The organism is Streptococcus suis (assembly GCF_046032515.1).
Lineage (GTDB): Bacteria > Bacillota > Bacilli > Lactobacillales > Streptococcaceae > Streptococcus > Streptococcus suis_AL.
On sequence record NZ_JARQPJ010000001.1, the window covers coordinates 107,367 to 133,939 of the forward strand.

25 protein-coding genes and 1 riboswitch are annotated in these 26,573 nt (G+C 40.9%); of the genes, 16 read left to right on the forward strand and 9 right to left on the reverse strand.

What is annotated here, in order from left to right; translation table 11 throughout:
- Nucleotides 1–110: 110 nt before the first annotated feature.
- Nucleotides 111–1,175, forward strand: coding sequence for an LLM class flavin-dependent oxidoreductase (locus P7J49_RS00595; protein WP_408568767.1), 1,065 nt, complete (start codon nt 111–113; stop codon nt 1,173–1,175).
- Between the two features lie 272 nt (nt 1,176–1,447).
- On the opposite strand, the gene lysS is transcribed toward P7J49_RS00595, so the two are convergent.
- The 6 genes from lysS to P7J49_RS00625 all read right to left on the reverse strand — a co-directional run bounded on the left by lysS (nt 1,448) and on the right by P7J49_RS00625 (nt 6,661).
- Entirely contained in the window at nt 1,448–2,938 is a 1,491-nt protein-coding gene (lysS, locus tag P7J49_RS00600; RefSeq protein WP_024380363.1) for a lysine--tRNA ligase, read from the reverse strand.
- An 89-nt stretch (nt 2,939–3,027) separates the two neighbouring features.
- Nucleotides 3,028–3,651, reverse strand: a complete 624-nt coding sequence (locus P7J49_RS00605; protein WP_002940177.1) for a histidine phosphatase family protein — start codon at nt 3,649–3,651, stop codon at nt 3,028–3,030.
- A gap of 2 nt (nt 3,652–3,653) precedes the next feature.
- The gene (locus P7J49_RS00610) at nt 3,654–4,136 is read right to left on the reverse strand and encodes an aminoacyl-tRNA deacylase (protein ID WP_408568769.1); all 483 of its coding nucleotides are present in this window, start codon (nt 4,134–4,136) and stop codon (nt 3,654–3,656) included.
- On the reverse strand, nt 4,136–4,978 hold the full coding sequence (locus tag P7J49_RS00615; RefSeq protein ID WP_408568771.1) for a DUF368 domain-containing protein: 843 nt from the start codon (nt 4,976–4,978) through the stop codon (nt 4,136–4,138). The genes P7J49_RS00610 and P7J49_RS00615 overlap by 1 nt, the downstream gene beginning before the upstream one ends.
- Nucleotides 4,979–5,080: 102 nt before the next feature.
- Entirely contained in the window at nt 5,081–5,629 is a 549-nt protein-coding gene (thiT, locus tag P7J49_RS00620) for an energy-coupled thiamine transporter ThiT (protein ID WP_029186321.1), read from the reverse strand.
- A 58-nt stretch (nt 5,630–5,687) separates the two neighbouring features.
- Nucleotides 5,688–5,783: riboswitch (TPP riboswitch) on the reverse strand.
- Nucleotides 5,784–5,806: 23 nt separating this feature from the next.
- Nucleotides 5,807–6,661 carry a glycoside hydrolase family 25 protein gene (locus P7J49_RS00625; protein ID WP_408551839.1) on the reverse strand — a complete coding sequence of 285 codons (855 nt, stop codon included), beginning with the start codon at nt 6,659–6,661 and terminating at the stop codon, nt 5,807–5,809.
- A gap of 112 nt (nt 6,662–6,773) precedes the next feature.
- Between P7J49_RS00625 and P7J49_RS00630 the strand changes: the two genes are divergently transcribed.
- The 8 genes from P7J49_RS00630 (at nt 6,774) to tpiA (ending at nt 15,746) form a co-directional block, all read left to right on the forward strand.
- Nucleotides 6,774–7,277: a hypothetical protein gene (locus P7J49_RS00630; RefSeq protein ID WP_408568773.1), complete on the forward strand. Its 504-nt coding sequence runs from the start codon at nt 6,774–6,776 to the stop codon at nt 7,275–7,277.
- Nucleotides 7,274–7,639, forward strand: coding sequence for a DUF4430 domain-containing protein (locus tag P7J49_RS00635; RefSeq protein ID WP_024418011.1), 366 nt, complete (start codon nt 7,274–7,276; stop codon nt 7,637–7,639). Before P7J49_RS00630 ends, P7J49_RS00635 begins: the two co-directional genes overlap by 4 nt.
- A 136-nt stretch (nt 7,640–7,775) precedes the next feature.
- Nucleotides 7,776–8,990 carry a cell division peptidoglycan polymerase FtsW gene (gene ftsW / locus P7J49_RS00640; protein ID WP_408568775.1) on the forward strand — a complete coding sequence of 405 codons (1,215 nt, stop codon included), beginning with the start codon at nt 7,776–7,778 and terminating at the stop codon, nt 8,988–8,990.
- Between the two features lie 20 nt (nt 8,991–9,010).
- Nucleotides 9,011–11,707 (forward strand): phosphoenolpyruvate carboxylase, encoded by a 2,697-nt coding sequence (gene ppc / locus P7J49_RS00645; RefSeq protein ID WP_408568777.1) that lies wholly within the window; start codon nt 9,011–9,013, stop codon nt 11,705–11,707.
- A gap of 104 nt (nt 11,708–11,811) precedes the next feature.
- On the forward strand, nt 11,812–12,315 hold the full coding sequence (locus P7J49_RS00650; RefSeq protein WP_408568925.1) for an RNA polymerase sigma factor: 504 nt from the start codon (nt 11,812–11,814) through the stop codon (nt 12,313–12,315).
- The gene (locus tag P7J49_RS00655) at nt 12,296–13,267 is read left to right on the forward strand and encodes an anti sigma factor C-terminal domain-containing protein (RefSeq protein ID WP_408568779.1); all 972 of its coding nucleotides are present in this window, start codon (nt 12,296–12,298) and stop codon (nt 13,265–13,267) included. Before P7J49_RS00650 ends, P7J49_RS00655 begins: the two co-directional genes overlap by 20 nt.
- 355 nt (nt 13,268–13,622) lie before the next feature.
- Entirely contained in the window at nt 13,623–14,819 is a 1,197-nt protein-coding gene (tuf, locus tag P7J49_RS00660) for an elongation factor Tu (protein WP_012775011.1), read from the forward strand.
- A 174-nt stretch (nt 14,820–14,993) separates the two neighbouring features.
- Nucleotides 14,994–15,746, forward strand: coding sequence for a triose-phosphate isomerase (gene tpiA / locus P7J49_RS00665; protein ID WP_004298713.1), 753 nt, complete (start codon nt 14,994–14,996; stop codon nt 15,744–15,746).
- Between the two features lie 157 nt (nt 15,747–15,903).
- On the opposite strand, the gene yidA is transcribed toward tpiA, so the two are convergent.
- Both yidA and P7J49_RS00675 read right to left on the reverse strand, forming a co-directional pair.
- Nucleotides 15,904–16,713, reverse strand: coding sequence for a sugar-phosphatase (gene yidA / locus P7J49_RS00670; RefSeq protein ID WP_408568781.1), 810 nt, complete (start codon nt 16,711–16,713; stop codon nt 15,904–15,906).
- Nucleotides 16,703–18,016, reverse strand: a complete 1,314-nt coding sequence (locus P7J49_RS00675; protein WP_408568783.1) for an HD domain-containing protein — start codon at nt 18,014–18,016, stop codon at nt 16,703–16,705. Before P7J49_RS00675 ends, yidA begins: the two co-directional genes overlap by 11 nt.
- 98 nt (nt 18,017–18,114) lie before the next feature.
- Between P7J49_RS00675 and P7J49_RS00680 the strand changes: the two genes are divergently transcribed.
- The 3 genes from P7J49_RS00680 to P7J49_RS00690 all read left to right on the forward strand — a co-directional run bounded on the left by P7J49_RS00680 (nt 18,115) and on the right by P7J49_RS00690 (nt 22,297).
- Nucleotides 18,115–19,002 carry a sulfite exporter TauE/SafE family protein gene (locus P7J49_RS00680; protein ID WP_029186313.1) on the forward strand — a complete coding sequence of 296 codons (888 nt, stop codon included), beginning with the start codon at nt 18,115–18,117 and terminating at the stop codon, nt 19,000–19,002.
- Between the two features lie 11 nt (nt 19,003–19,013).
- Nucleotides 19,014–19,400, forward strand: a complete 387-nt coding sequence (locus tag P7J49_RS00685; protein ID WP_029186312.1) for a DUF1934 domain-containing protein — start codon at nt 19,014–19,016, stop codon at nt 19,398–19,400.
- Between the two features lie 209 nt (nt 19,401–19,609).
- Complete coding sequence (locus P7J49_RS00690) at nt 19,610–22,297, forward strand: cation-translocating P-type ATPase (protein ID WP_408568785.1); 2,688 nt, start codon at nt 19,610–19,612, stop codon at nt 22,295–22,297.
- A 277-nt stretch (nt 22,298–22,574) separates the two neighbouring features.
- Here P7J49_RS00690 and P7J49_RS00695 read toward each other — a convergent pair whose 3' ends face one another.
- Nucleotides 22,575–22,964 (reverse strand): hypothetical protein, encoded by a 390-nt coding sequence (locus P7J49_RS00695; RefSeq protein WP_398582737.1) that lies wholly within the window; start codon nt 22,962–22,964, stop codon nt 22,575–22,577.
- A 133-nt stretch (nt 22,965–23,097) separates the two neighbouring features.
- On the opposite strand from P7J49_RS00695, the gene P7J49_RS00700 reads away from it, so the two are divergent.
- The 4 genes from P7J49_RS00700 (at nt 23,098) to prfB (ending at nt 26,471) form a co-directional block, all read left to right on the forward strand.
- Nucleotides 23,098–23,514 carry a TM2 domain-containing protein gene (locus tag P7J49_RS00700; protein WP_014637624.1) on the forward strand — a complete coding sequence of 139 codons (417 nt, stop codon included), beginning with the start codon at nt 23,098–23,100 and terminating at the stop codon, nt 23,512–23,514.
- Between the two features lie 170 nt (nt 23,515–23,684).
- Nucleotides 23,685–24,173: a VanZ family protein gene (locus tag P7J49_RS00705; RefSeq protein ID WP_408568786.1), complete on the forward strand. Its 489-nt coding sequence runs from the start codon at nt 23,685–23,687 to the stop codon at nt 24,171–24,173.
- Nucleotides 24,174–24,213: 40 nt separating this feature from the next.
- On the forward strand, nt 24,214–25,341 hold the full coding sequence (gene queG / locus P7J49_RS00710) for a tRNA epoxyqueuosine(34) reductase QueG (RefSeq protein ID WP_408568788.1): 1,128 nt from the start codon (nt 24,214–24,216) through the stop codon (nt 25,339–25,341).
- 34 nt (nt 25,342–25,375) lie between these two features.
- A protein-coding gene (prfB, locus tag P7J49_RS00715; protein ID WP_408568927.1) for a peptide chain release factor 2 occupies nt 25,376–26,471 on the forward strand; the annotation gives its coding sequence in 2 pieces (ribosomal slippage) (nt 25,376–25,447 and nt 25,449–26,471; 1,095 coding nt in all).
- The last annotated feature ends 102 nt before the right edge of the window (nt 26,472–26,573 follow it).

The following is a 26,573-nucleotide window of genomic DNA, read 5'->3' on the forward strand; positions in this document are numbered from 1 at the left end:
ATTAGGTTTTCCTAGTCGTTTTATTATTTGAGCAAATTCCTTGACAATATCACTAGTTAGCGATAAAATAAGACCATCAAATAAGTAAGAGATGTAAAGGAGAACACATCATGGTAGAATTAGGTATTTCAACATTTGGCGAAACAACTCCACTAGAAAAAACAGGGGAAACTTACAGCCACGACGAGCGGATTCGCCAGCTAGTCAAAGAAATCGAACTAGCTGATGCGGTGGGACTTGATGTTTATGGGATTGGGGAGCATCACCGAGAAGATTTTGCGGTTTCTGCACCTGAGATTGTGCTGGCAGCTGGTGCCGTCAATACCAAGCATATCAAGCTAACATCAGCAGTTTCAATCCTTTCCTCCATGGACCCTGTAAGGCTCTATCAGCAGTATACCACCATTGACGCTTTGTCAAATGGCAGAGCGGAAATCATGGCGGGTCGTGGTTCCTTTACGGAGTCATTTCCCTTGTTTGGCTATGATCTCCATGACTATGAAGAACTCTTCGATGAAAAGCTAGATATGCTTCTGGAAATCGACAAGGAAACCAATCTCAAGTGGGATGGCCATTTTACTCAGTCTGTCGATAATAAGCCAGTCTATCCACGTCCTGTTCAGGAAGATTTTCCCATTTGGGTAGCAACTGGGGGCAATGTAGAGTCCACCATCAAGATTGCTAAGAAAGGCTTGCCAATCGTGTATGCATTCATTGGTGCAGGTGCCCATCGCTTTAAACCTTTAGTCGATGCCTATCGCAAGGTTGCTCGCAACTCAGGTCATGATCCAAAGAAAACGAAAGTTGCAGCCCATTCCTGGGGTTGGATTGCAGATGATCATGACAAAGCAGTAGAAGAGTACTATCACCCAACCAAGGTAATTACGGACAATATTGCCAAAGACCGCCCACATTGGAGCGAGATGACCAAGGCGCAATATCTCTACTCTCTGACAGACGAAGGAGCAACCATCGTCGGAGATCCAAAACGAGTCGCTGAAAAAATTATCAAGACTATTGAAACACTTGACTTGGACCGTTTCTTCCTCCATCTCCCAATCGGCTCAATGCCACATGAAGATGTCCTCCGTGCTATCGAACTCTACGGAACCAAGGTCGCACCGATTGTCCGAGATTACTTTGCAAAAAAAGAAAAGAATCAGTCCCAAGACTGATGAGATAGTTGATAGGATGAGTTATACTATAGTTAATCCTAAATATTTTTCATAATCTCCTGAAAATCCTGACCATGTGGTTGGGATTTTTTGCATGCAAAAACACTCTTAGAATTTCCAAGAGTGTTTTAAGTAACGGTGTTAAACAGTTTGTAATTTTTATTTCATCGTCGGGAGTGAAAAGGTATGGGAGACCTTTTCAGCCAATCGCCAAGAAACATGAAAGCGATTGGAACAATCTAGTGAAAATAATACTAGCAAGCTACTGTTTCTTACTTCATAGTAGGGAATAGCAACACATCCCGAATAGTAGTAGTATCTGTCAAAAGCATGCAGAGGCGGTCGATACCGATTCCGAGTCCACCTGTTGGTGGCATACCGTATTCGAGGGCTTCGATGTAATCGTAGTCAACGCCTGTCGCTTCGTCGTCACCGAGTTCTTTAGCTTTAGCTTGGGCTTCGAAGCGTTCCAATTGGTCGATTGGGTCGTTCAATTCTGTAAAGGCATTTCCGTATTCCTTGGTCATGATGAAGAGCTCAAAGCGGTCTGTGAAGCGTGGGTCTTCGTCGTTTTTCTTAGCCAGTGGAGATACGGCTACTGGGTGACCATAGACAAAGGTTGGTTGGATAAGAGTTGCTTCAACATACTCTTCAAAGAAGCTGTTGATGATTTGACCAACTTCTGTATGGTGTTTTTCCACAGGGACCTTGTGCTCAGCTGCAAGGGCTTTTGCTTCCTCGAAGCTCATCTCTTGCCAGAAGTCCACGCCAGTTTGTTCCTTAATGGCATCAACCATGTGGATCCGTTTGAATGGCTCATGGATAGCAATTTCAGTGCCCTGATAAGTCACAGGACCATCGCCGACAACAGCCTTGGCAGTGTGCTGGATAATACCTTCGGTCAAGTCCATGATGTCTTGGTAGTCTGCATAAGCTTGGTAAACCTCAATGGAAGTGAACTCAGGGTTGTGGGTCGCATCCATACCTTCGTTACGGAAGATACGGCCGATTTCATAAACGCGTTCCATACCGCCGACAATCAGGCGTTTGAGGTGGAGTTCTGTCGCGATACGAAGGACCATGTCAATGTTTTGGGCATTGTGGTGGGTGATGAATGGACGAGCCGCAGCACCACCAGCTTCGTTGTGAAGGACAGGTGTTTCCACCTCCAAGAAACCAAGTCCGTCAAGGTAACGGCGGATTTCTGAGATGATTTTTGAGCGAGTTACAAAGCGATCAAAGCTCTCGCGGTTAGTAATCAAGTCCAAATAACGTTTGCGGTAGCGGGTCTCGATGTCTGTCAAACCGTGGAATTTTTCTGGCAATGGGCGGAGCGCTTTAGACAAGTGAGTCAACTTGCGAGCATGGATAGACAGCTCACCAACGTTTGTCTTGAAGACATCTCCCTCGACACCGATAAAGTCACCAAGGTCTGCTTTTTTGAAGATTTCGTAATTTTCTTCGCCAACATCATCCTTACGAACGTAGATTTGAATCTGGCCTTCGCGGTCTTGAATGTGAGCAAAACCTGCCTTACCCTTACCACGCTTGGTCATAATACGACCTGCAATGATTGCTGTTTGCCCTAATTCTTCCAAGTCTTCTTTTGATTTGTCTTCGTACTGGGCCTTCAATTCAGCTGAGTTGGCAGAACGCTCAAAACGTTTTCCAAATGGGTCAATGCCCTGTTCAGCAAGAGCCGTCATTTTCTCACGACGGACAATCTGTTGGTCATTTAATTCTTCAAAATGTTCAGTTGACATAAAATTTTCATTCCTCCAAAGTCTGTTACTTCCATTTTATCATAGAATAGGGAAAAAATCAGCAAAAAAGAAAACAGGAAACTGCTTTCTTAGTGAGATTTGTAGCTGGTATCATTCCAAGCCAGTTCGGTAAAGTGTTTAAAGTCAGTTGTTTCCAAAATGGAAATGGAGGCATTGTCCAAGCTGCCTCGGCGACGCAGTTGGGCTGGTGGAAAACCAAGTAGGCGATGGATAGAAGCGGTTAGAAAGGTACCATGGCTGACGATGAGGACTGTTTCCATGTCTTGCCCTTTCAGCGATTGGACAAAGTCCACCATTCGTTGAGTTACTTGGCGAACGCTCTCAGCTTCAAATAAGTCATTGTTAAAAAGTGCTAGATTATGTTTGAGTGCCCAGGCTTGTTTTGGGTAGATGGCACGAAAAATTGCTATCTTGCTTCCTTCTAACGTTCCAAAATTCCATTCACGTAATTGTTGTGTGGTTAGAACGGTTTGGCAATGGTGATTGGCTTTTGCAATTTCTACGGCAGTGCTATGTGCGCGCTGCAAATCACTAGAATAAATAGCATCAAAGGGGATTTCAGCAAGGTACTTGCCGAGTTTTTCTAAATCCTGATAAGATTCGGGCAAGAGAGCCGAATCTCCAGAATAGCCTTGAAAGCGTCCCTCTAAATTCCACTCAGTCTTTCCATGACGGACAAAGTAGATTTTCAAGTCTAGTCCCTCCCCTCGATCAAATCGGTAAAGTCAGCTTTTACAAAATCAGCTAAAACTTGGCTATCGATTTTTATCGAGCGACTAATTTCTCCAGCAGAGACAATCAAGCAACCGAGTTCAAGGGCAGATTGATCAATGTAGATTGGGAAATTATGCTTCTGACGAATACCCACAGGATTGTTGGCACCGTGAACATAGCCAGTTGTCTTTTCCAAGTCCTTTTGTGGAATCATGCTGACTTTTTTATTGCCTGAGATTTTGGCTAATTTTTTCTCAGACAGGTGCTCAGTGATTGGCACGATTCCAATGACAGGCCCCGTTTTATCACCAGTTAATGCCAGTGTTTTGTAAATTTCATGTTCTTCAATTCCTGGTGGCAGTTGGCCATCAAGGGTATTTAAAACAAGGCTATCATGATCGATCTTAGCCTTGTCTAATATTTGGTCCACCAAGGTTTTCTTTATTTTAACCTTTTTTGCCATTATTTATATTTTTCCTCCAGTTTGCTCATCCAAAGGCCTAGCCATGCTCCTAAGACAAATAGCACAAGAGCAGCAATCCATGTAACAAAGTTTGCTCCAGCATAGGAAATTGACTCTTTATTACTTGCTTGTGGAATCAAAATTAGGAGAGTAGAAGATGAGACGATACCAATAATAAAGTGATAAACGCGTGAGTGATAAACCTTCAGTGCGTGGTCCATTGCTTTTGAAAAGGCCACCATTGCAAGAACGCCACCGATTGCGATTGGTAGGAAGGTATCGAATAAATCAAGTGATTTGAAACCATTTAGCATTGGCGTGTAGATACCCAAAATCAGCAAGAGATTTGACGGGCTAAGTCCAGGAACGAGAATACCTAGTGCAATCAAGGCACCTGCCAAGACAAAACTTGCAAAGTTTGCTGGAAGTGTTCCGACAAGATCGCTCAAATTGTAGAGCAAGAATCCTGAAATGATGAATGTCCCAATTAACCAAGCCCAATCAAGGCTATCCCTTTGACTTTTCAGTGTTGACTCCTTAACCAAGCTGGGAATGGTTCCGACGATTGCTCCTGCAAAGGCCCACAAAACAGGCACTTGAAAATGCTGCAACAAAAATTCAACAGGGAACGAGAAGAGTGCTATTCCCAAAATACCACCGATTCCGACAGGTACAAAGAAAATAAAGTTTTCCTTGAAATCTTTTCGAATATTTGCTAAAAATCCAATTAGTCGCTCATAAATTCCGAGGATAGCAGCGAGTACTCCCCCAGAGACACCAGGTAAGATAAAGCCGAGTGCGATAATCATACCTTTAATAATTCTTGAAATCCAAGAAGCCATAATTTCCTCCAAAATGTATTATAACGCTCCTATTATAGCATAAAGCAAGTAAAAATAATTAAAAAGACTGCCTGTTAGATAAAATCCAGCAGGCAGTTTTGATTAAAGATTGTAAAAACCTGGTCTTGCTCTATAGAGTAAAATGAGCAGAATAGAGGCAATTGCAGCGGAAGGAAGAATATAGCTGATATTGTAGGTAAAGGAATAGAACCAGACAGGCATACCGTCTGGAGCGTAGTCTGCGTAGAAAATAATTCCTGATAAGAAGGTGGCTATCAATCGGATGCTTCCTCCTAGAAAACTAGCCAGAGTAATGATGAGAGTAGCATTTTTTAGATCTTTTTGTTTGGATAGGGTGGGGGCCACTAAACCTGCTAAACCAATTCCGGCGTAAGAAAGTGCGTAGTCAAGAAAAACTTGAAAAACGTTTAGGAAGTAGCCACCGTAGAAAAGTTGAATGGTTCCGACAATACCACCAGTAAGAACCCCAACCCCTAGTCCGTGGCGTAGAGCAAGCAGTAAGATTGGAAGCATGACTAAAGACACGGATCCACCTTGGGGCATTGTAAAGAGCGGGATTTTGTCAAAGACGAGGGCAATTGCAGAAAAAATAGCGACTTCGGCTAGGATGGGTAATTTTGATGTGGACATAAAAATACTCCTTTGTAGATTGCAGACAAAGGAGTGTTTATAGCAGAATATAGTATCATTCTATAAAGCACACAATTCCTACGCTAGTTTTAACTAGATCAGGTTCGAGGATTTCGCAGTTGCGATCTCAGCCGAAGCACTCCTTTGTGTATATGTAATTAGTGAAATTGTATCATTTTATTCGGGTGTTGTAAATAGTTTCTGATAAACTTCGTTAGGATCTTTGAGTGTAGTAATGAGGTTTAAATCCAAATGGTGTTCAAATCCGTTGACATACCCACGTGATGTGTATTGGTGGAGATCGTAATCCAAATCAGTATTTGGAGCGGCATTGTAGTAGCCAGAATCATCACCATATGTAGGAATCCAGACTGCATCGAATTTATCCACATTGATGCTGTGGTCTTCCATGAAATAGGTTCCGACGTAAATTCCAATGTTTTTAGCACCGAGAGTTTCTAACTCTTTTCGAAAAGCCTCCACTCCAGCATTCATATCATCCATGGTATATTCTTCAACGTCTAACCAATAGAAGGTCGGCTTGTATTTATTGGCGGCCTTATAAAAGCTTCGAGCTTCCTCCTGCATGCTCTCAATACTATTTCCCGTGACATAGGCATAGACAGCAACAGGGATATTTCTTGCTTGGAATTCTTTAATATGGGTATCAAAGGATTTATCTAACCCGTTTTTATCAGTCGCTGTATTTTCGTTTTTAGTGTGTGATCCACTTTGAATACGAACGATTGCGCCAGAAATATTTTTGCTAAGGGTATCGTAGTCGATTTCAGACGGTCTCTGCCAAGCAGAAACGTCGACGATAGGTTTCATTTCGAGCGCATTTGCAATGTAATAACTTGAGCTAGAATTTGTTGTTTTAGAACTTGTACTGGTGTTTGATTGTGTGACTGCGGGTTCGTTAGCTACCTCCGTCTTATTTACAGTATTTCCAGTCACCCCAGTGATGAAAATAAGAGCAAAGAAGGATAGGAAAAAAACAACAACAATCATCGGATTTAGTTTCTTTCTCATCTCCTCAATTCTACCGTAAAATCATGAAAAAATCAAAAAAATACGATTCAAGAAATAGTAAAAGATTATCTGAACTTGACATAATAAAGGGAATAAGGTAGGCTAAATTGGTATGCATGACAAAAGTGAAAAAGTAAGACGTGTTAGTCAGCTAGTTGTTCTGTCCTCTTTGACGATTGTTTTAAGGGTGGTTTTTGGGCCATTTCCCAATATAAAGCCTCTTACGGCTATTTTCCTCATTGTTCTGTCCTATTTCAGTTTGCTGGAGAGCTGGACATTGATGATACTAGCGATGGTAGGGAGTGGCTTGCTTTTTGGATTTGGCACAGTTGTTTTGTGGCAAGTTCTTAGTTTTGCTTTTATCCAATTTATATGGTGGTTGGTAATCGGTCCTTTTATCAAAAAAGAGAACATTCCCTTGTGGCTACAGAGTCTTCTGGCGGGGATTCTTGTCTTTTTGTATGGGCTAACGATAAGTTTTTTATCTGCTACACAGTTTGGGATTTCCCCTATCGTCTTCTGGCTTAATGGTCTAGTCTTTGATAGTTTACACGCTGCTTCAACAGTTTTGTTTTATCCAATTATTGATTATATTTTTAGGAGATTTTATAAATGAAAAAAATTAGTATTATGTTGACGGTTGTCTTCTCGCTCTTCTTGGCTGCTTGTACAAACACTACTGAGAAACAGAGCAACTCGGCTATCGAAGTCACTTTGCAGATTACAACCAAGGACAAAGAGAATCGTCAGGAAGTTACTGCGGAAGAAGGTGATAGTGTCATGGATGTACTTAAAGAACATCATGACATTGTAGAAGACAATGGTTTGATAACAGAAATTGATGGTGTTAGCCAAGATGCGAGTACCAATACATACTGGATGTATAAAGTTAATGGCCAAATGGCTGATAAAGGGGCGAAAGACCTTACAGTTGCGAATGGGGATGAAATTGAATTTTATCTTGAAACATTTGAATAGATATGAAAGGCTTCGGCCTTTTTCTTGTTGACAAAAGTTAGTTCCGAATGTTTGCAGAGCAACTTAGAAAGTGATAAGTATTTTTATACAAAGTATGCTATAATAAGAGCTATACTCGAAGAAGGTTGGATAAGCAATGAAGATTGACAAACGCCAGTTGTTGAATTACTCCATACTGATTCCCTATCTCATCTTATCGGTGATTGGGTTGGTCATGGTCTATTCGACAACCAGTGCTACGCAAATTATTAATGGTGGAAATCCATTTAGAACAGTGATTAACCAGGCAGGATTCTGGATTGTCAGCTTGGTAGCAATCTATACGATTTATCGTATGAAATTAAGTTTTTTACGCAAGAAAGCCGTTATCTATTCGGTTATTTTGGTAGAAGTATTTCTGTTAGCTATTTCTCGGTTGTTTACTCCGATTAACGGGGCTCATGGCTGGATTCCTCTGCCAATCGCAGGAACCTTGCAGCCGGCAGAATATTTGAAATTAATTATCATTTGGTATCTGGCACATGAGTTTGCAAAACAACAGGCGGATATTCGGGCTTATGACTATGTATCGTTGATTAAAGGAAGTTGGATTCCGAAAGAGTTTACAGATTGGCGGGTGGTCAGTCTGCTCCTCCTTGGTCTAGTTGCAACACTGCCAGACTTGGGGAATGCGACGATTATTGTGCTGATTATGGTCGTGATGATTAGTGTAAGTGGGATTGCCTATCGCTGGTTTTCAACAGCGGTTTTGGGAATTGTGGCCGCCTCAACAGTTATTCTAGGAACGATTCGTATTTTGGGTGTAGAAACGGTGGAAAAAATTCCGCTCTTTGGTTATATTGCTCGTCGTTTTGCGGCCTATTTTGATCCATTTGGTAATGCCACCAACTCAGGTCTTCAATTGACTCATTCTTACTATGCGATGAGTAACGGTGGATGGCTTGGACGTGGCTTGGGAAATTCGATTGAGAAAAAGGGGTATCTACCAGAGGCCCACACCGACTTTGCGTTTTCGATTGTCATTGAAGAACTCGGTTTTGTCGGAGCTAGTTTAATTCTAGCCTTATTGTTCTTTTTGATTATTCGAATTATTATTGTAGGCGTCCGTGCTCGTAGTCCATTTAATGCGATGATGGCACTTGGAATGGCAGGCATGCTTCTGATTCAAACATTTGTCAATATTGGAGGAATTTCAGGAATTATTCCTGCAACGGGGGTAACTTTCCCCTTCTTGTCACAGGGGGGATCGAGTCTTTTGATTATTTCCATCGGGATAGGGTTTGTTCTGAATATTGATGCTAGTGAAAAACGTCGATTAATTGAAGAAGAAATAGAGCGTACGCTAATTTAGAGATAGGAAAGAGGTAGGAGATGGCTATTCAAAAATTAGAGAACTATAACAACAAGGAAGCAATCCGTGAAGAAGTAACGATTCTAACATCTATTTTGGAAGAAGTAGCAGCTCAAATGATGCCTGCAGAGACTTTTGCTAAAATTGTAGAATTATCTCAATTGTCTCGTCAGGATGATTATCAGGCATTGATTGCTATTATCAGTCAGTTAAATAATGATGAACTAGCAGTTATTTCTAGATACTTTGCTGTTTTGCCACTTTTGATTAATATATCAGAAGATGTTGACTTGGCCTATGAAATCAACCATCAAAACAATATTGATCAAGATTATCTTGGCAAGATTTCAACAACAATTGATATGGTTTCCAAACAAGAAAATGCAGCTGAAATCCTTGAAAAGTTGAATGTTGTTCCAGTCTTGACAGCCCATCCTACTCAGGTTCAACGTCAGTCTATGCTTGATTTAACCAAGCATATTCATGAGTTGCTTCGTCGTTATCGCGATGTAAAATTGGGCTTGCTCAATAAAAACAAATGGGAAGATGAGCTCCGTTGTTACATTGAAATTATCATGCAGACGGATATGATTCGTGAGAAGAAGTTGAAAGTAACCAACGAAATCACAAACGTTATGGAGTATTACAATTCTTCCTTTATTAAGGCTGTCACTAAGTTGCAGCGGGAATACAAACGTTTGGCTGCTGAGAAAGGAATCGCCTTAAATAACCCTCGTCCAATTACAATGGGTATGTGGATTGGGGGAGACCGTGATGGAAATCCATTTGTTACTGCAGAGACCTTGAAGCTGTCAGCCTTGACTCAGTGTGAAGTCATTATGAATTATTACGATGAGCAACTCTATAAACTCTATCGGAATTTTTCGCTCTCAACTTCCATTGTGAATGTATCTACAGCGGTTAAGATGCTGGCGGATTTATCTGAAGATAGTTCTGTCTATCGTGAAAATGAGCCTTATCGTCGTGCTTTTCACTATATTCAGATGAAACTTGCAAATACAAGAGATTATCTAGTTCACAATAAGCCGTCAGATGTTCGCTATAGTAATGTAGCCGAGTTTAAAGCTGATTTATTAGCCATCAAACAATCTTTGATTGAAAATAAATCTATGGCGCTATTGAAAGGTGATTTTACAGAATTGCTTGAAGCGGTTGAAGCGTTTGGTTTCTACCTAGCTAGTATCGATATGCGCCAAGACTCTTCTATTCATGAAACAAGTGTTGCGGAGCTATTGGCCTCTGCTCGTATCGTAGAAGACTACTCCAGTTTATCTGAGGAAGCTAAATGCCATGTTCTTTTGAAACAGTTGGAAACAGATCCACGCATTCTTTCTGCAACGCACATACCAAAGTCAGAACAATTAGAAAAAGAATTGGCTATCTTTGCTGCTGCGCGTGAATTGAAAGATAAGCTAGGTGAGGAAATCATCAAGCAACATATTATTTCACACTCGGAGAGTGTTTCTGATTTACTGGAATTAGCTGTCCTATTAAAAGAAGTTGGTCTAGTAGATGTCGATAAGGCCCGTGTTCAGATTGTTCCACTTTTTGAGACAATCGAGGACTTAGATAATGCACCTGATACCATGCGTCAATATCTGCAATTAGATTTGGCGAAACGTTGGATTGCAGGCAATAAATACTACCAAGAAATCATGCTTGGCTACTCAGATTCCAACAAGGATGGTGGCTACCTATCCTCCGGCTGGACACTCTACAAAGCACAGAATGAATTGACGCAAATTGGTCAAGACTACGGAGTAAACATCACCTTCTTCCACGGTCGTGGTGGTACTGTTGGTCGTGGTGGTGGTCCTTCCTATGATGCGATTACATCTCAGCCATTTGGTTCTATCAAGGACCGGCTTCGTTTGACAGAACAAGGCGAAGTGATAGGCAATAAATACGGTAACAAAGACGCAGCCTACTATAATTTAGAAATGCTGGTATCTGCAACGCTTGACCGTATGGTCACACAAATGATTACCGATCCAAATGAAATCGATGGCTATCGCGAAACCATGGATGAGATTGTATCAGATAGCTATCGTATTTATAGAGATCTTGTGTTCAACAATCCACATTTTTATGATTATTTCTTTGCCGCTAGTCCAATTCGTGAAGTATCAAGCCTGAACATTGGCTCACGTCCCGCGGCTCGAAAAACCATCACAGAAATCGGTGGTTTGCGTGCGATTCCATGGGTATTCTCCTGGTCACAAAACCGTGTCATGTTGCCAGGTTGGTATGGAGTTGGTTCAAGTTTCAAACGCTTTATTGATAAGCACCCTGATAATTTGTCTAAGTTACAAAAAATGTACGAATCTTGGCCATTCTTCCGTTCACTTCTATCAAACGTGGATATGGTATTGTCTAAATCTAATATGAATATCGCATTTGAATATGCTAAAATGTGTGAAAGCGAAGAGGTACGAAATATCTTCCATGTCATTTTAGATGAATGGCAGTTGACCAAAGAAATCATTTTATCAATCGAGCAAAATGATGAGCTTTTAGCAGAACTACCGTTCCTAAAAGCCAGTCTTGATTATCGCATGCCTTATTTCAATGTGCTCAACTATATTCAGATTGAATTAATTCATCGTCTTCGTCGTGGAGAATTGAGCAAAGAGCAAGAGAATCTCATTCATATTACCATCAACGGTGTAGCAACAGGTTTGCGTAACTCAGGTTAATACCACTACAAAACAACTTCTTCGGAGGTTGTTTTTTATGTATAATAATATCAGAAAGGTGTAACCAATCGTCAATTCATTCGTTTTATTAGTGAAAGGAGGAGATAAGTATCAAACTGGATCAATATGAAAAAGAAATTATTGGTATTGCAGAGGAGATTTCCTACTATCTGCAAAAATCAGGAGCCAGCCCAGCTGACAGTCAGGATATTGCCCAAGATGTTCTAGTCAAATTGCTTGAATCTGATATTGTCCTTCCTTTCGAAAAACTAAGAGCTTGGCTTTATCGTTCTGCAGTTCGGGCCTACATTGACAAATACAGGCGAGACAAGCGCTACCATGAAATTTTACAAAAGGAGTTTTTTAGGCCTGAAAATTTTTTGGTCTATGACCAAGAAGATTATGAGGAACTCTATCAAGCTGTTGCAGACCTACCAGAAAAATACCAGCAAGTGATTGACCTCTATTATTTCCAAGATATGAGTATCAAGGAGATTGAGCATATTTTAGGTGCTGGTCAAAGTTGGGTGAAAATCAGCCTTTACCGAGGACGCAAACAGTTAAGGAAAGCATTAGAAGAGAGAGGATATGACTATGAAGACTTTTGAAGAAGTGACAAAAAAGAGTAAGCGGAAGAATTTATGGAAGACAATAGGGCTATCATCGCTCATCGGTTTTATCTTATTATTGATTGGCGTTCAAACCGTAAAAATAATTGTCGGTGCACGAGAAGGTCGTGAGGTGTGGGAACAAACGATGCTAATGGAAATCGCCTATCCAAATATAAATCATGATGGCATTAAAATCCAAAGCACAAGTTATGTATCTGGAAAACTCTACTTCAATTTGTACAAGGATTTAGACGGTGTTCCTATGGCTTTTGGTCAGCATGAAATTTACTATGACCTGTTTGATAGTCATTATGACTTTGCCCAGCATATACCTGGGAATACCTTCAAATACCTATATGACCATACAACCAATACCAAGCTGCCTATTTTTTACAATAAGAATCAGATTGTATGGAGTGAGTCAGAGATTGCTAAAGAGTTGCCCTATCTAAGAGAAATGAGCGGTCAACTAGTAGAAGTGGCTATTTCCTTTGATAAGAAGTACAGTTTGGCAGAGATTAAGGAGATGATTCCCAGCAACATCAAGCAAAATTGGTATTGGATAGGGACAGAAGGGAAACAAAATACCTATCACTATCGTCCAGAGCAGCTTTTGGGATTAGATCCAGAGGATATTCAACTGGTCTTTTCGGCCATGCCAGAAGACTATATGACAGGTATGGACTTTATTAAAGAGTTCTTAGAAACAGGAGAGCAGAAACGAGCGCAGTATTTGGACATACCAGTGGATGACTTGCAAGCCTTTGTTGATAAGTTTGGTGACACCGACTTTACCAAACAAGAAGAGATTGACCAGTTGGAGTTCGCAGGCATTATCCTAACAGGAAAAGCAGAAGACTTTGCTCAGTTGGAAGGCAAGGACTGGATTTATTCTTCTAGTATTGGCGCGTCCATTCCTATTCAGCCTTATTATCAACTGCATCATTAAGTGAAAATAGTCAATATATTTTCAATACTTATAGCAAGAGGCTTGCCAGGGAGTCGTAGGATGACTGAACGGAGAAAGGTCTGTTGCAGTAGTCTCGTATTTGTGGCACCTTGTAGCTATGGTAACATCAATATTCCTACGGAAGTGAGGTGTTTTTAGTTGAGTAATAGGTTAAAATGGGATGATAAAAAAGGTTATGAGCGAAGCTAATAGCCCTTGCAGAACATGGATAAAATAAAAAACGATAGAAAATGCTTGCAATTCTGCTACAATTTGATAGAATAGTAAGGTAAAGTTAGACTGTATTGCCTACTGTCTATCTATAAAATATATTTTATTGGAGGCTTTTCCCAAAATGGCAAAAGAAAAATACGATCGTAGTAAACCACACGTTAACATTGGTACAATTGGACACGTTGACCACGGTAAAACTACTTTGACAGCAGCTATCACAACTGTATTGGCACGTCGCTTGCCTTCATCAGTTAACCAACCTAAAGACTATGCGTCTATCGATGCTGCTCCAGAAGAGCGCGAGCGCGGTATCACTATCAACACTGCACACGTTGAGTACGAAACTGAAAAACGTCACTATGCTCACATCGACGCTCCAGGACACGCGGACTACGTTAAAAACATGATCACTGGTGCTGCTCAGATGGACGGTGCGATCCTTGTAGTAGCTTCAACTGACGGTCCAATGCCACAAACTCGTGAGCACATCCTTCTTTCACGTCAGGTTGGTGTTAAACACCTTATCGTCTTCATGAACAAAGTTGACTTGGTTGACGATGAAGAATTGCTTGAGTTGGTTGAAATGGAAATCCGTGACCTTCTTTCAGAATACGATTTCCCAGGTGATGATCTTCCAGTTATCCAAGGTTCAGCTCTTAAAGCTCTTGAAGGTGACTCTAAGTACGAAGACATCGTTATGGAATTGATGAACACAGTTGATGAGTACATTCCAGAACCAGAACGCGACACTGACAAACCATTGTTGCTTCCAGTCGAGGACGTATTCTCAATCACTGGTCGTGGTACTGTAGCTTCAGGACGTATCGACCGTGGTACTGTTCGTGTCAACGACGAAATCGAAATCGTTGGTCTTCAAGAAGAAAAATCTAAAGCAGTTGTTACTGGTGTTGAAATGTTCCGTAAACAACTTGACGAAGGTCTTGCCGGCGATAACGTTGGTGTGCTTCTTCGTGGTGTACAACGTGATGAAATCGAACGTGGTCAAGTTATCTCTAAACCAGGTTCTATCAACCCACACACTAAATTCAAAGGTGAAGTTTACATCCTTACTAAAGAAGAAGGTGGACGTCACACTCCATTCTTCGACAACTACCGTCCACAGTTCTACTTCCGTACAACTGACGTAACTGGTTCAATCAAATTGCCAGAAGGTACTGAAATGGTAATGCCTGGTGATAACGTTACTATCGACGTTGAATTGATCCACCCAATCGCCGTTGAACAAGGTACTACTTTCTCTATCCGTGAAGGTGGACGTACTGTTGGTTCAGGTATGGTTACAGAAATCGAAGCTTAATTCGATTGAGTTCCCAGAAATAACAATTATAGTCAGACAACTTAATTGTAACTCTCTACTTTCGGGTAGAGAGTTTTTCTGTAAGTATTCATAAAATGCACAGAAATTCTTTAATCTTAGCTAAGTTTATGCTATAATGTACCTTGTACAATAAATATAGAAGAGGTAAGTGAAATGTCACGTAAACCAATCATTGCCGGTAACTGGAAAATGAACAAAAACCCTCAAGAAGCGCAAGCTTTCGTTGAGGCAATTGCAGGAAAATTACCTGCAGGCGACAAAATTGAAGCAGCTATCGCAGCTCCAGCTGTAGATTTGAACGCTCTCTTGTGGTTCGCTAAAGATTCTGAATTGAAAGTTGCTGCTCAAAACTGCTACTTTGAAGATGCAGGTGCCTTCACTGGTGAAACATCTCCAAAAGTATTGGCTGAAATGGGTGTTAACTATGTTGTTATCGGTCACTCAGAGCGTCGTGATTACTTCCACGAAACTGATGAAGATATTAATAAAAAAGCTCATGCAATCTTCCGTAACGGTTTGACTCCAATCATCTGTTGTGGTGAGTCACTTGAAACTTACGAAGCTGGTAAAGCAGTAGAATTTGTAGGTGCACAAGTTTCTGCAGCTTTGAAAGACTTGACTGCTGAACAAGTAGCATCACTTGTTATTGCTTATGAGCCAATCTGGGCAATCGGTACTGGTAAATCAGCTACTAAAGATGATGCACAAAACATGTGTAAAGCTGTTCGTGACGTTGTTGCTGCTGATTTCGGTCAAGAAGTTGCAGACAAGGTTCGCGTTCAATACGGTGGTTCTGTAAACCCATCAAACGTTGCTGAATACATGGCATGTCCAGACGTTGACGGTGCGCTTGTTGGTGGCGCATCACTTGAAGCAGAAAGTTTCTTGGCTTTGTTGAACTTCTAATATAGTCATTTAGTTTTTCTTTTATTACTTCGTTAACTCGCTTTGCCGTACTCCAGTACTGTCTGCAGCTCGTTGCCTAGTACTAAAAGTAAACTAAAAGACTATAACAAAAAGCATCGGATTTTGAATCCGATGCTTTTTTTGCTATTTTAAGAGGCTATTTCAGTACCCATTCTCTCAGAGCGTGGGCTACACCGCTCTCATCATTTGACTTCGTAATGTATTTGGCGATTTTTTTCAGTTCAGGATTTCCGTTTTCCATGACAACAGGATTACCGACGACTTCCAACATTGGACGGTCATTTTCTTGGTCACCGATGGCCATGGTTTGATCCATAGTTAGTCCAAGCTTGTCAGCTAGATGAATGATAGCTTGTCCCTTGTTAACAGTTTTAGGGGTGATTTCCAAATAAAATGGTGCTGATTTTGCTACGTTGTACTTCTCAGTCAAGCTGGTCGGTAGAAGTGGAATAGCAGCATCAAGAATTTCTGGCTCATCAACCATCATTGTTTTGATGATTTCCTTGTCAGCCATTTCTTCAGGAGTGCGATAGAAAATAGGTGTACTTACTAGTGTTGATTCGTAAATGGTGTATTTACCGATGTTACGGTTGGCAGTATAGATACCTTCCTTGGTGCTGGCATGCATTGGGAGCTTGAGTTTACGGGCAGCAGATTCGATGTCGAGATAATCCTCATAAGTCAAGGTATCTTTGACAATATCCTCACCAGTTGCTGCATCTTGGACTAAGCCACCGTTAAAAGTGATGACGTAGTCACCTGCTTCTGTAAGATTGAGTTCTTCTAAAATTGCTTGAACACCGGAAATGGGGCGACCAGTAGCAATAACAATTTTAACGCCTGCTTTTTTGGCGTCTTGAATGGCTGAAAAGACCTCAGGTGTGATTTCATGTTGGCTGTTCAGAAGAGTACCATCAATATCGATGGCGACAAGTTTAATGCTCATTTGATTCTCCAATTATAAAATGATCGTTATGTATATGGCTGTTAAAATCAGCTATTTGAGGTGCGAAAATCCCTGTTTCTTCTAACATTTCTTTTGGGAAATAGAAACGGCTATCGCCGTGGATTGTGCCTGATAGGGAGTGAACAATTGGTGATAGAGAGGATAGTTCTACCAAGGTTTCATCTTTGCGATAAATCTCAATTTGAGTCCGTTTCTTTTCTGCATTCGGACGGTAAATGTCATACGGCAAATCGAAGTTGTGGTGAATAGCAGTATAGTATTCTGGGTCAAACCCGACATCTGAGACCAGGCTACGCAGGCGGTCCAAAGCTTCCTCTTCTTCGGCCTTGAAAGTGATGGATTTGAGCACTTTCCTATTGATATAGCGCTGGGCTAAGTCAGATAAAATACGATCTGGTCCATCTATCCATGATTGAAAGTAAGTATTCATAACTCCATCATCCAGACTGAGGTAGTCGGTTAGACGGATACGATGCTCAAAAAAAGGTAATAGCCGAGGTGAAGTTCGTGCAAAAAACTCCTGTTCACTAGTATATAGTAGTTTGGCACGATTGAGTAAATTCTGCAATAGGACTTCCATAGAGCGGCTTGCTGGATGAAAATAGACTTGCATGTACATCTGGTAGCGGCTGAGAACGTAGTCTTCTACTGCATGCATACCAGATTCTTTGAAAGCAATTCCATTTTCTGTCGGGCGAATGACACGTAATATCCTAGTTAGGTCAAATTCACCATAGTTCGCTCCTGTGAAGTAGGAATCTCGTAATAGATAATCCATTCGGTCAACATCAATCTGGCTCGAAATGAGTTGAACGACCTGTTTATTTGGATAGGTGTGTTTGATAATACTAGCAACCTTGTCTGGAAACTCAGGCGAAACTTGTTTCAACAGAGCATTGATTTCCGTTTCTGGACTAGTAATAATAGCACAGGTCATTTCCTCATGGTCTGTATCAAATAGACGCTCGAAGGTATGAGAATAGGCTCCGTGTCCGACATCATGGAGTAGCGCAGCAACCATGGTCAGTAGGGACTCATTTGTATCCCAGATTTGTGGATACTTGTCTTCAAATTTTTGAGTAATCCGTCTGGCGATTTCGTAGGCGCCAAGGCAGTGCGAAAAGCGGCTATGCTCGCCACCATGGAAGGTATAGGAAGTAGTCCCTAGTTGCTTGATGCGGCGTAGTCGCTGAAATTCTTTTGTATTGATAAGTTTATAAATCAGCTCATGATCAACATGTACATAGTTATGAACTGGATCGCGAAATACTTTTTCTATCATAGTTTTATTATAACAAAAAAGGGAGATAAATTCCTGATTTTTCTAAAATACAAGGATATTGCTATGTATCCAAAGGAATCTTTTGGTATAATGGAGAAATGAATAATCAAATTATCTTATTAACTATTCAGGTCTTTATTATAGCCCTGATTCTTTGGATGCTTTACACAATTCTATTCTATGCTAAAAAGCACGATATTTCTCTAAAAGAGAAATTTTGGACAGGATTTGGTATCGGTTATGTTACTGATTTGCTAGACACCTTGGGGATTGGAACCTTTGCAACGACAACCACTATGTTTAAACTGACAAAGTTGGTGGAAGACGATCGTAAAATTCCTGCGACCATGACAACGGCGCACATCATACCAGTCTTAGTAGAGGCGCTATTGTTTATTACGATAGTTGAGGTTGACATGGTCACTCTGATTGCTATGGCAGTAGCGGCATTTACAGGTGCCTTTGTTGGTGCCAAGGTAACTCAAAAATGGGATACAAAGAAAGTTCAACGAATTCTTGGAATTTTGCTAATTATTGCAGCCTGTTTCATGGTCTATCGCATGATTACTAACCCTGGCGCAGATCTTACCAATGAAGTAAAGGGCTTAACTGGTTGGAAACTGGCTGTTGGTATTGCCTTTGATTTTATGGTGGGAATGCTGATGAGTATGGGGCTGGGTAACTATGCTCCTGAGTTAATCTTCTTCTCATTGATGGGAATTAGTCCAGCAGTTGCTCTTCCGGTCATGATGTTGAATGCTGCTATGATTATGACAGCTGGTGCCAAGCAGTTTATCCAATCAGGACGAGTAAATTGGCCAGGAGTTCCAGGAATCATTGTCGGTGGGGTGCTGGGTGTTTTGACAGCCGCTTTCTTCTTATCAAATTTGGATATTAATAATTTAAAAATTTTGGTAGTCTTCATTGCAGCGTATACAGGCTTTACTCTGCTTCGTTCTTCCTTTGTTACTAGGATTAAAAAATAGTAGGAGGACCTATGGATATTTATTTACGAAATGAAATTGATCTGGACGGGCAGATTGAGGTAGTGGATCAGCAATTTCAAGTGGAAGTCAAGGAAAAAGACGGCAATCTCTATCTTATTTATAGTAACGATGAAGCTGAAAAAGTTGTCATAAAATGTGACGAAGAAGAGTTAGTGATGACACGCTTTTCCACTCCGAAGTCTATTATGCGATTCATTTCTGGTAAAGAAGCTATTGTGACCATTCCTACACCGTTAGGAATCCAGCATTTTGTGACCGATACAAAACATTACCAATTAAACCGTTCGGATCAAAGTGTCCAGTTGCAATATGAATTAAAGGGATTGGAGAACCAGCAAGGTTTTGCTTCCTATGATTTGGAAATCTCGTGGAAATAATCTCTTGTTTCCAGAAAAATATTCTTGAATTTCTCGGGATTTTTGATATAATAGTTAACAAATCGAGGGAGTAGCTAGCGGAAATTTCCGTGATATTGTCGTCAATCCGACTTGTTTCCGGCAATATATTAAATAGCGAGACTTGTTTTAATAAGACAGGTCTCTTTTTTATTTGTTAGGTAAAAAAGAGACCGAGAAGGAGAAGGAAATTGTCAAAAGAACAAAAACGCGATTTGTTTTATACACAGAGCGAAGAGCAAGTATTGTCAAGCATGGGGTCTTCTTTGGACGGTTTGTCTAGTGATGAGGCAAGCAAACGTCTAGCAGACTACGGTCGTAACGAATTGGATGAGGGTGAAAAACGCACACTCTTAGCTAAATTTTTGGATCAGTTCAAAGACTTGATGATTATCATTTTGATTGCAGCAGCAATCTTGACGGTGATTACAGAAGGTTCACACGGTTTGACAGATGCCATTATCATCTTGGCCGTGGTTATCTTGAACGCTGCTTTTGGTGTTTATCAAGAAGGGCAAGCTGAGGCAGCCATTGAGGCGCTAAAAAACATGTCAAGCCCAGTTGCGCGTGCGCTTCGTGACAATCATGTAGTCGAGGTTGATTCTAAAGACTTGGTGCCAGGTGATATCGTTCTTCTTGAAGCAGGGGACGTTGTTCCAGCAGATATGCGTTTGTTGGAAGCTAACTCTTTGAAAATCGAAGAAGCGGCTCTGACTGGTGAATCTGTTCCTGTCGATAAGGACTTGAGCAAGGAATTGGCAGAAGATGCACCGATTGGTGACCGTGTCAACATGGCTTACCAAAACTCAAACGTTACTTACGGCCGTGGTCTTGGTGTGGTTACAAACACAGGTATGTACACGGAAGTTGGTCACATCGCAGGCATGCTTGCCAATGCAGATGAGACGGATACACCATTGAAACAAAACTTGCACCAGTTATCAAAAGTCTTGACATATGCAGTTCTTGTAATTGCTGCGGTAACGATGGCTGTTTCGGTATTTGTACGTGGAGAAGGTATCTTACCTGCTCTTATGACTTCTGTAGCTCTTGCGGTTGCGGCCATTCCTGAAGGTTTGCCAGCAATCGTAACTGTTGTCCTTTCTCTTGGTACACAGGTCTTGGCAAAACGTAACTCTATCATTCGTAAGTTGCCAGCAGTTGAAACACTTGGTTCAACTGAAATCATCGCATCAGATAAGACTGGTACCTTGACGATGAACCAGATGACGGTTGAGAAAGTCTACACAAACGGTCAATTGGTGGATGCTAAAGAAGCTTTGGATGCAAGCAATACAACGCTTCGTGTTATGAACTTTGCCAATGATACAAAAGTGGACCCAACTGGTAAATTGATTGGTGACCCAACTGAAACGGCACTTGTTCAATTTGGTTTGGATCAAAACTTTGATGTTCGCGAAGTCTTGGTTTCTGAGCCTCGTGTAGCAGAATTGCCTTTTGACTCAACACGTAAATTGATGTCAACCATTCATCAGCAAGCTGCTGGAAACTTCTTCGTAGCTGTTAAAGGTGCTCCAGACCAATTGCTCAAACGTGTAACGCAAATTGAAGAAAACGGTACAGTTCGTCCGATTACGGATGCGGATAAGCAAGCTATCCTTGCAACCAACAAAGAGTTGGCTAAACAAGCCCTCCGTGTCTTGATGATGGCGTACAAGTATGTGGATGCTATTCCTGAATTGGAATCTGACATTGTTGAAAACGACCTTGTCTTCTCAGGTTTGGTTGGTATGATTGACCCTGAGCGTCCTGAAGCAGCAGAAGCTGTGCGTGTTGCTAAGGAAGCTGGTATCCGTCCAATCATGATTACAGGTGACCACCAAGATACAGCTGAGGCGATTGCAAAACGTCTTGGTATCATCGATCCAAACGATACAGAAGATCATGTATTTACAGGTGCAGAGCTCAACGAATTGACGGATGAAGAGTTCCAGAAAGTCTTCAAGCAATATTCTGTATATGCTCGTGTATCTCCAGAACACAAGGTTCGTATTGTAAAAGCTTGGCAAAATGATGGTAAGGTTGTTGCCATGACTGGTGACGGTGTTAACGATGCGCCATCACTGAAGACTGCCGACATTGGTATCGGTATGGGGATTACAGGTACGGAAGTATCTAAAGGTGCCTCTGATATGGTCCTTTCAGATGACAACTTTGCGACTATTATCGTAGCGGTAGAAGAAGGACGTAAGGTCTTCTCAAACATCCAAAAAACTATCCAGTATCTCTTGTCAGCTAACACAGCTGAAGTATTGTGTATCTTCCTTGCAACCCTCTTTGGTTGGGACGTATTGGAGCCAGTTCATCTTCTTTGGATTAACTTGGTAACAGATACACTTCCAGCGATTGCCCTTGGTGTTGAACCTGCTGAGCCAGGTGTGATGCAGCACAAACCTCGTGGTCGTAACTCAAGCTTCTTCTCAGGTGGTGTCTTGAGCTCTATTGTCTATCAGGGTATTCTACAAACAGCATTGGTACTTGGTGTCTATGGTTTTGCACTGCTTTACCCAGAGCATGCTGGAGATAACCATGCTATTCATGCGGATGCCTTGACAATGGCATATGTTACACTTGGATTGATTCAGTTGGTGCATGCTTTCAACGTTAAGTCTGTCTACCAATCTATCTTTACCGTTGGTCCATTCAAGAACAAGCTCTTTAACTGGTCTATCGTAGCAGCCTTCTTGCTCTTGATGGCGACTGTTGTGATTCCAGGATTCAATACCTTCTTCAAGGTTTCAATCTTGACACCAACTCAATGGATGGTAACAGTAATTGGTTCAGGTCTCATGGTTGTTGTTGTAGAAATTGTTAAATTTGTTCAACGTAAGTTGGGCTTGGATGAAAAAGCTATCTAATATAGTTATTCAGCTTATCTTTTATTACTTCGTTAACTCGCCTTGGGAGTGGGAAAGAACTCAACCAAGATAAAAAGAGTTCGTCTTCCCACCCCCGCACAGTTGATTAGGCCAGATTTGGAGTGCAAAACACGAACAAATCTGCCAATCAACCACTGCGCTGAGATGTTGACACGAACTCTGAGTAGTGGTTCTGGGCTTTTTTCCCAGCCTCCTGCGACTCGTTGCCTTGTACTAAAAGTAAACTGAAGACTATATCATTTGAAAAAGCTCAGATTTAGTGGTCTGAGCTTTTTTCTGTACTGATAATGTATTTTGGGAAGATTACTTGCCCCAAAAATGTAAAGATTAGAGATGTAGCAAGTAGGATTATCTTTATCATCGTAGAAAATTGGAAAAAGATGACAATTGGAAGGATAGCCAAGCTGAAATAGTAGAGGGTGAAGTACTTACTGTTTTCTATTATTTGAACCCTATCGCCGTCTTTAACCTGAATGCTTGATTTTTTATCCCCTCGAATGCTTAGTGTAACAGATGGTTGTGTAATTGGTAAGCTTAGAATTTTACCTTGAGTAACTGTCCCAGCAATTTTTCCATCTACCAGGAGTGGAAGTTTTTGGGAGGATAGTTGTTTGATAGGTTTTGGATAATGAATAATAACTCTCATATGAACCTCCTTGTAATCTAGTTTCATTATAGCAAAAAAAGAAAATATGTAAACGATTTCTGACACTGTTTTCCCCTGTAGGCTTGCTTGAAGAATAAGAAACTGCTATAATTTTGAAGAGGTAGGAGTTTATATGAATTATCTTCAGAATTATATTTTAAGTAAAAGCAGTTATTTGCCATCTGATAAGTTATTCATTCTGCAAAAAGAACTAGAAGATTTAGATGATGAGGCTTTAAACGTTCTTATGATGGTTGAGATGCGTCAACCTCTTGTCGCTCTTATTCTGGCTATTTTCTTCGGTGAGTTTGGTGTTGACCGTTTTTATGTCGGGAATAAAGAATTGGGATTTGCCAAGCTGATTGCTTTTGCAGTATCTTTTGTTACGCTATTTATCTTGATTGGGTTCTTGTTATTTTTTGGACTTTATTTGTGGAAGTTTATTGATTGCTTCTTAATCATGCGAGCATGTAAGGAGGCGAACTTTGAGCGTTTGATGCTACAAATCCATCAATATAAGGCTTTTCAGCATAGCAATCAGACATTTTAAGTAAGATATTTTTGTGAATAAGGGGAGGCTTGGTATTGTCTTCCTTTTCTGTTTTTTAGCAGGATGTAAAGTACTTGTAATATGGAACGAGCTTTGTCATAGAAGTGACATTTTATGGAACAGCATTTATGATATAATGATAAAATATGCTAGTTGAGAGGAGAATTTCTATGCAGACAAAGAAAATGAGTATGTTTTTATTTTTTGCCTATCTCCTTTTACTTACTTGGATGATTGTCTTTAAGATGGACTTGAGCATCTTATATGGACGCTATGGTTATGCTAGTATAAACTTAATTCCGTTTGCAGGAACAGCAGTCTATGATGGAGTGCTGGATTTTCCAGAAATTCTATTTAATATTGTAAGTTTTATTCCCTTTGGTATTTATATGGAAATGCTATTTCGTAAGGCATCGTGGGTGGCTAATCTATGTTTGATTATGTTAGTGAGTCTCTGTTTTGAGGTTCTGCAATATCTTCTTTTACTTGGGGTTGCAGATATAACTGATTTACTGGCTAACGGCTTAGGGGGAGCAATCGGCATTAATATCATGTATGTCTTGACCAGTATTTGGCGGGAGAAGGCCTATGTTCGTATGAATATTTTTTGTTTTGTGCTAACGTTTTTTGTTATATTAATAACTTATTTAGCTTTGTAGGTCTTGCTAAATATATCCAAAGTTTGCTAAAATGAATGTAATGAATATTAAGGAAGAGATTATTAAATTATCTCAGGAAATCGGAATCTCGAAGATTGGTTTTACAACGGCTGATGATTTTGCTTATTTGGAGAAATCACTTCGTGCTAGTCAGGAAGAAGGGCGTTCGTCAGGATTTGAACATAAGAACATTGAAGAACGTATCCGTCCCAAATTGTCGTTAGAATCAGCCAAAACCATCATTTCTATCGCGGTAGCTTATCCTAGACATTTGCCTGTCAAACCGCAGAAGACCCAATACAAACGTGGGAAGATTACCCCTAGTTCATGGGGACTTGATTACCACTATATCTTGCAAGATAAGATGGAGCGTTTGGCACGGGGAATTGAGAAACTGACGGATGGTTTGGAATACAAGGCTATGGTAGATACAGGAGCTTTGGTGGATACAGCGGTCGCTCGTCGTGCAGGAATTGGCTTTATCGGGAAGAATGGGCTAGTCATTTCTAAGGAATTTGGTTCCTACATGTTCCTAGGAGAATTAGTGACCAACCTGGACATCGAACCAGATCAACCAGTAGATTACGATTGTGGTGATTGCAATCGCTGTGTTGCAGCCTGTCCGACGTCTTGTCTATTAGGTGATACGACCATGAATGCCCGTCGCTGTCTGTCCTTTCAGACACAAGATAAGGGTATGATGGACTTGGAATTTCGTAAGAAAATCAAGACGGTCATCTATGGTTGTGATATTTGCCAGATTTGTTGTCCTTACAACAAGGGAATTTCAAGTCCACCTGTTGTAGAAATCGACCCTGATTTGGCTGAGCCTGAGCTGATTCCATTCTTGGACTTGTCAAATGGGCAATTCAAGGAAAAATTTGGTATGATTGCTGGTTCTTGGCGAGGGAAAAATATTCTCCAGCGTAATGCCATCATTGCCTTAGCAAATAGCAATGACCGCTCTGCCATTCCCAAACTCCTAGAAATCATCGATAAAAAACAAAATCCCATCCACATGGCAACGGCTATTTGGGCCTTGGGGCAATTGGCCAAACAACCCAATGATGAGATGGTAGACTTTATCGCAGGTATTTCATCAGACAATGATGATGTTATAGCGGAGCAAACGGCCTTTCTCAACATGGTCAAGGACTTGCAAATGTGATATAATAAAGATTATGAATAAAAATGAGGTGTATATGGATACAGCAGAAATTCGCCAAAAGATTGAAGAACTTGGCAAAAAATTAACTTCTTTTAGGGGGTCTCTTTGACTTAGAAGGTCTGGAAGAAGAGATTGCCATTCTTGAGAACAAGATGACGGAGCCAGATTTCTGGAATGATAATTTGGCAGCCCAGAAGACGTCTCAGGAGTTGAATGAATTAAAAAATACTTATGGAAATTTCCATCAGATGTTGGATTTATATGATGAATCCGAAATTTTGCTAGATTTTCTAGCAGAAGATGAGTCTGTTCGGGAAGAGTTGGTTGAAAAGTTGGCAGACTTGGACAAAGCCATGACTGCCTATGAGATGACCTTGCTTTTGTCGGAACCCTATGATCACAATAACGCTATCTTGGAAATCCATCCAGGTTCGGGTGGTACAGAGGCTCAGGACTGGGGTGAAATGCTCCTGCGGATGTATCAGCGTTATGGAAATGCCAAAGGTTTTACAGTAGAAACATTGGATTATCAAGCTGGTGATGAGGCAGGTATTAAGTCCGTGACTCTAAGCTTTACTGGGCCAAACGCCTATGGCTTGCTTAAGTCAGAAATGGGTGTTCATCGTTTGGTGCGCATCTCACCTTTTGACTCAGCTAAGCGTCGTCATACTTCCTTTACATCTGTAGAGGTCATGCCTGAGTTGGACGATACCATTGAAATTGAAATCAGAGATGATGAAATGAAGATGGATACCTTCCGGTCAGGAGGTGCTGGTGGACAGAACGTCAACAAGGTCTCAACGGGTGTTCGATTGACGCATATTCCGACAGGGATTGTGACTCAGTCCACAGTTGACCGTACTCAGTATGGAAACCGAGACCGTGCAATGAAACTCTTGCAGGCTAAATTGTATCAATTGGAGCAGGAGAAGAAAGCGGCAGAAGTAGACTCACTCAAGGGTGACAAGAAAGAGATCACTTGGGGAAGTCAGATTCGTTCTTATGTCTTTACACCTTATACAATGGTAAAAGACCACCGTACTGGTTATGAGGTGGCTCAAGTCGATAAGGTTATGGACGGAGACTTGGACGGCTTTATAGATGCTTATTTAAAATGGCGAATTAGCTAAGAACCTGTATCTACAAGTGAAGTGCTTGTAAATAAGAGATAGTTTTTCGCTCATCAAGGAAGTTTTTTGAGAGAATACGGACTGTATTTTGAAAAAAACGTT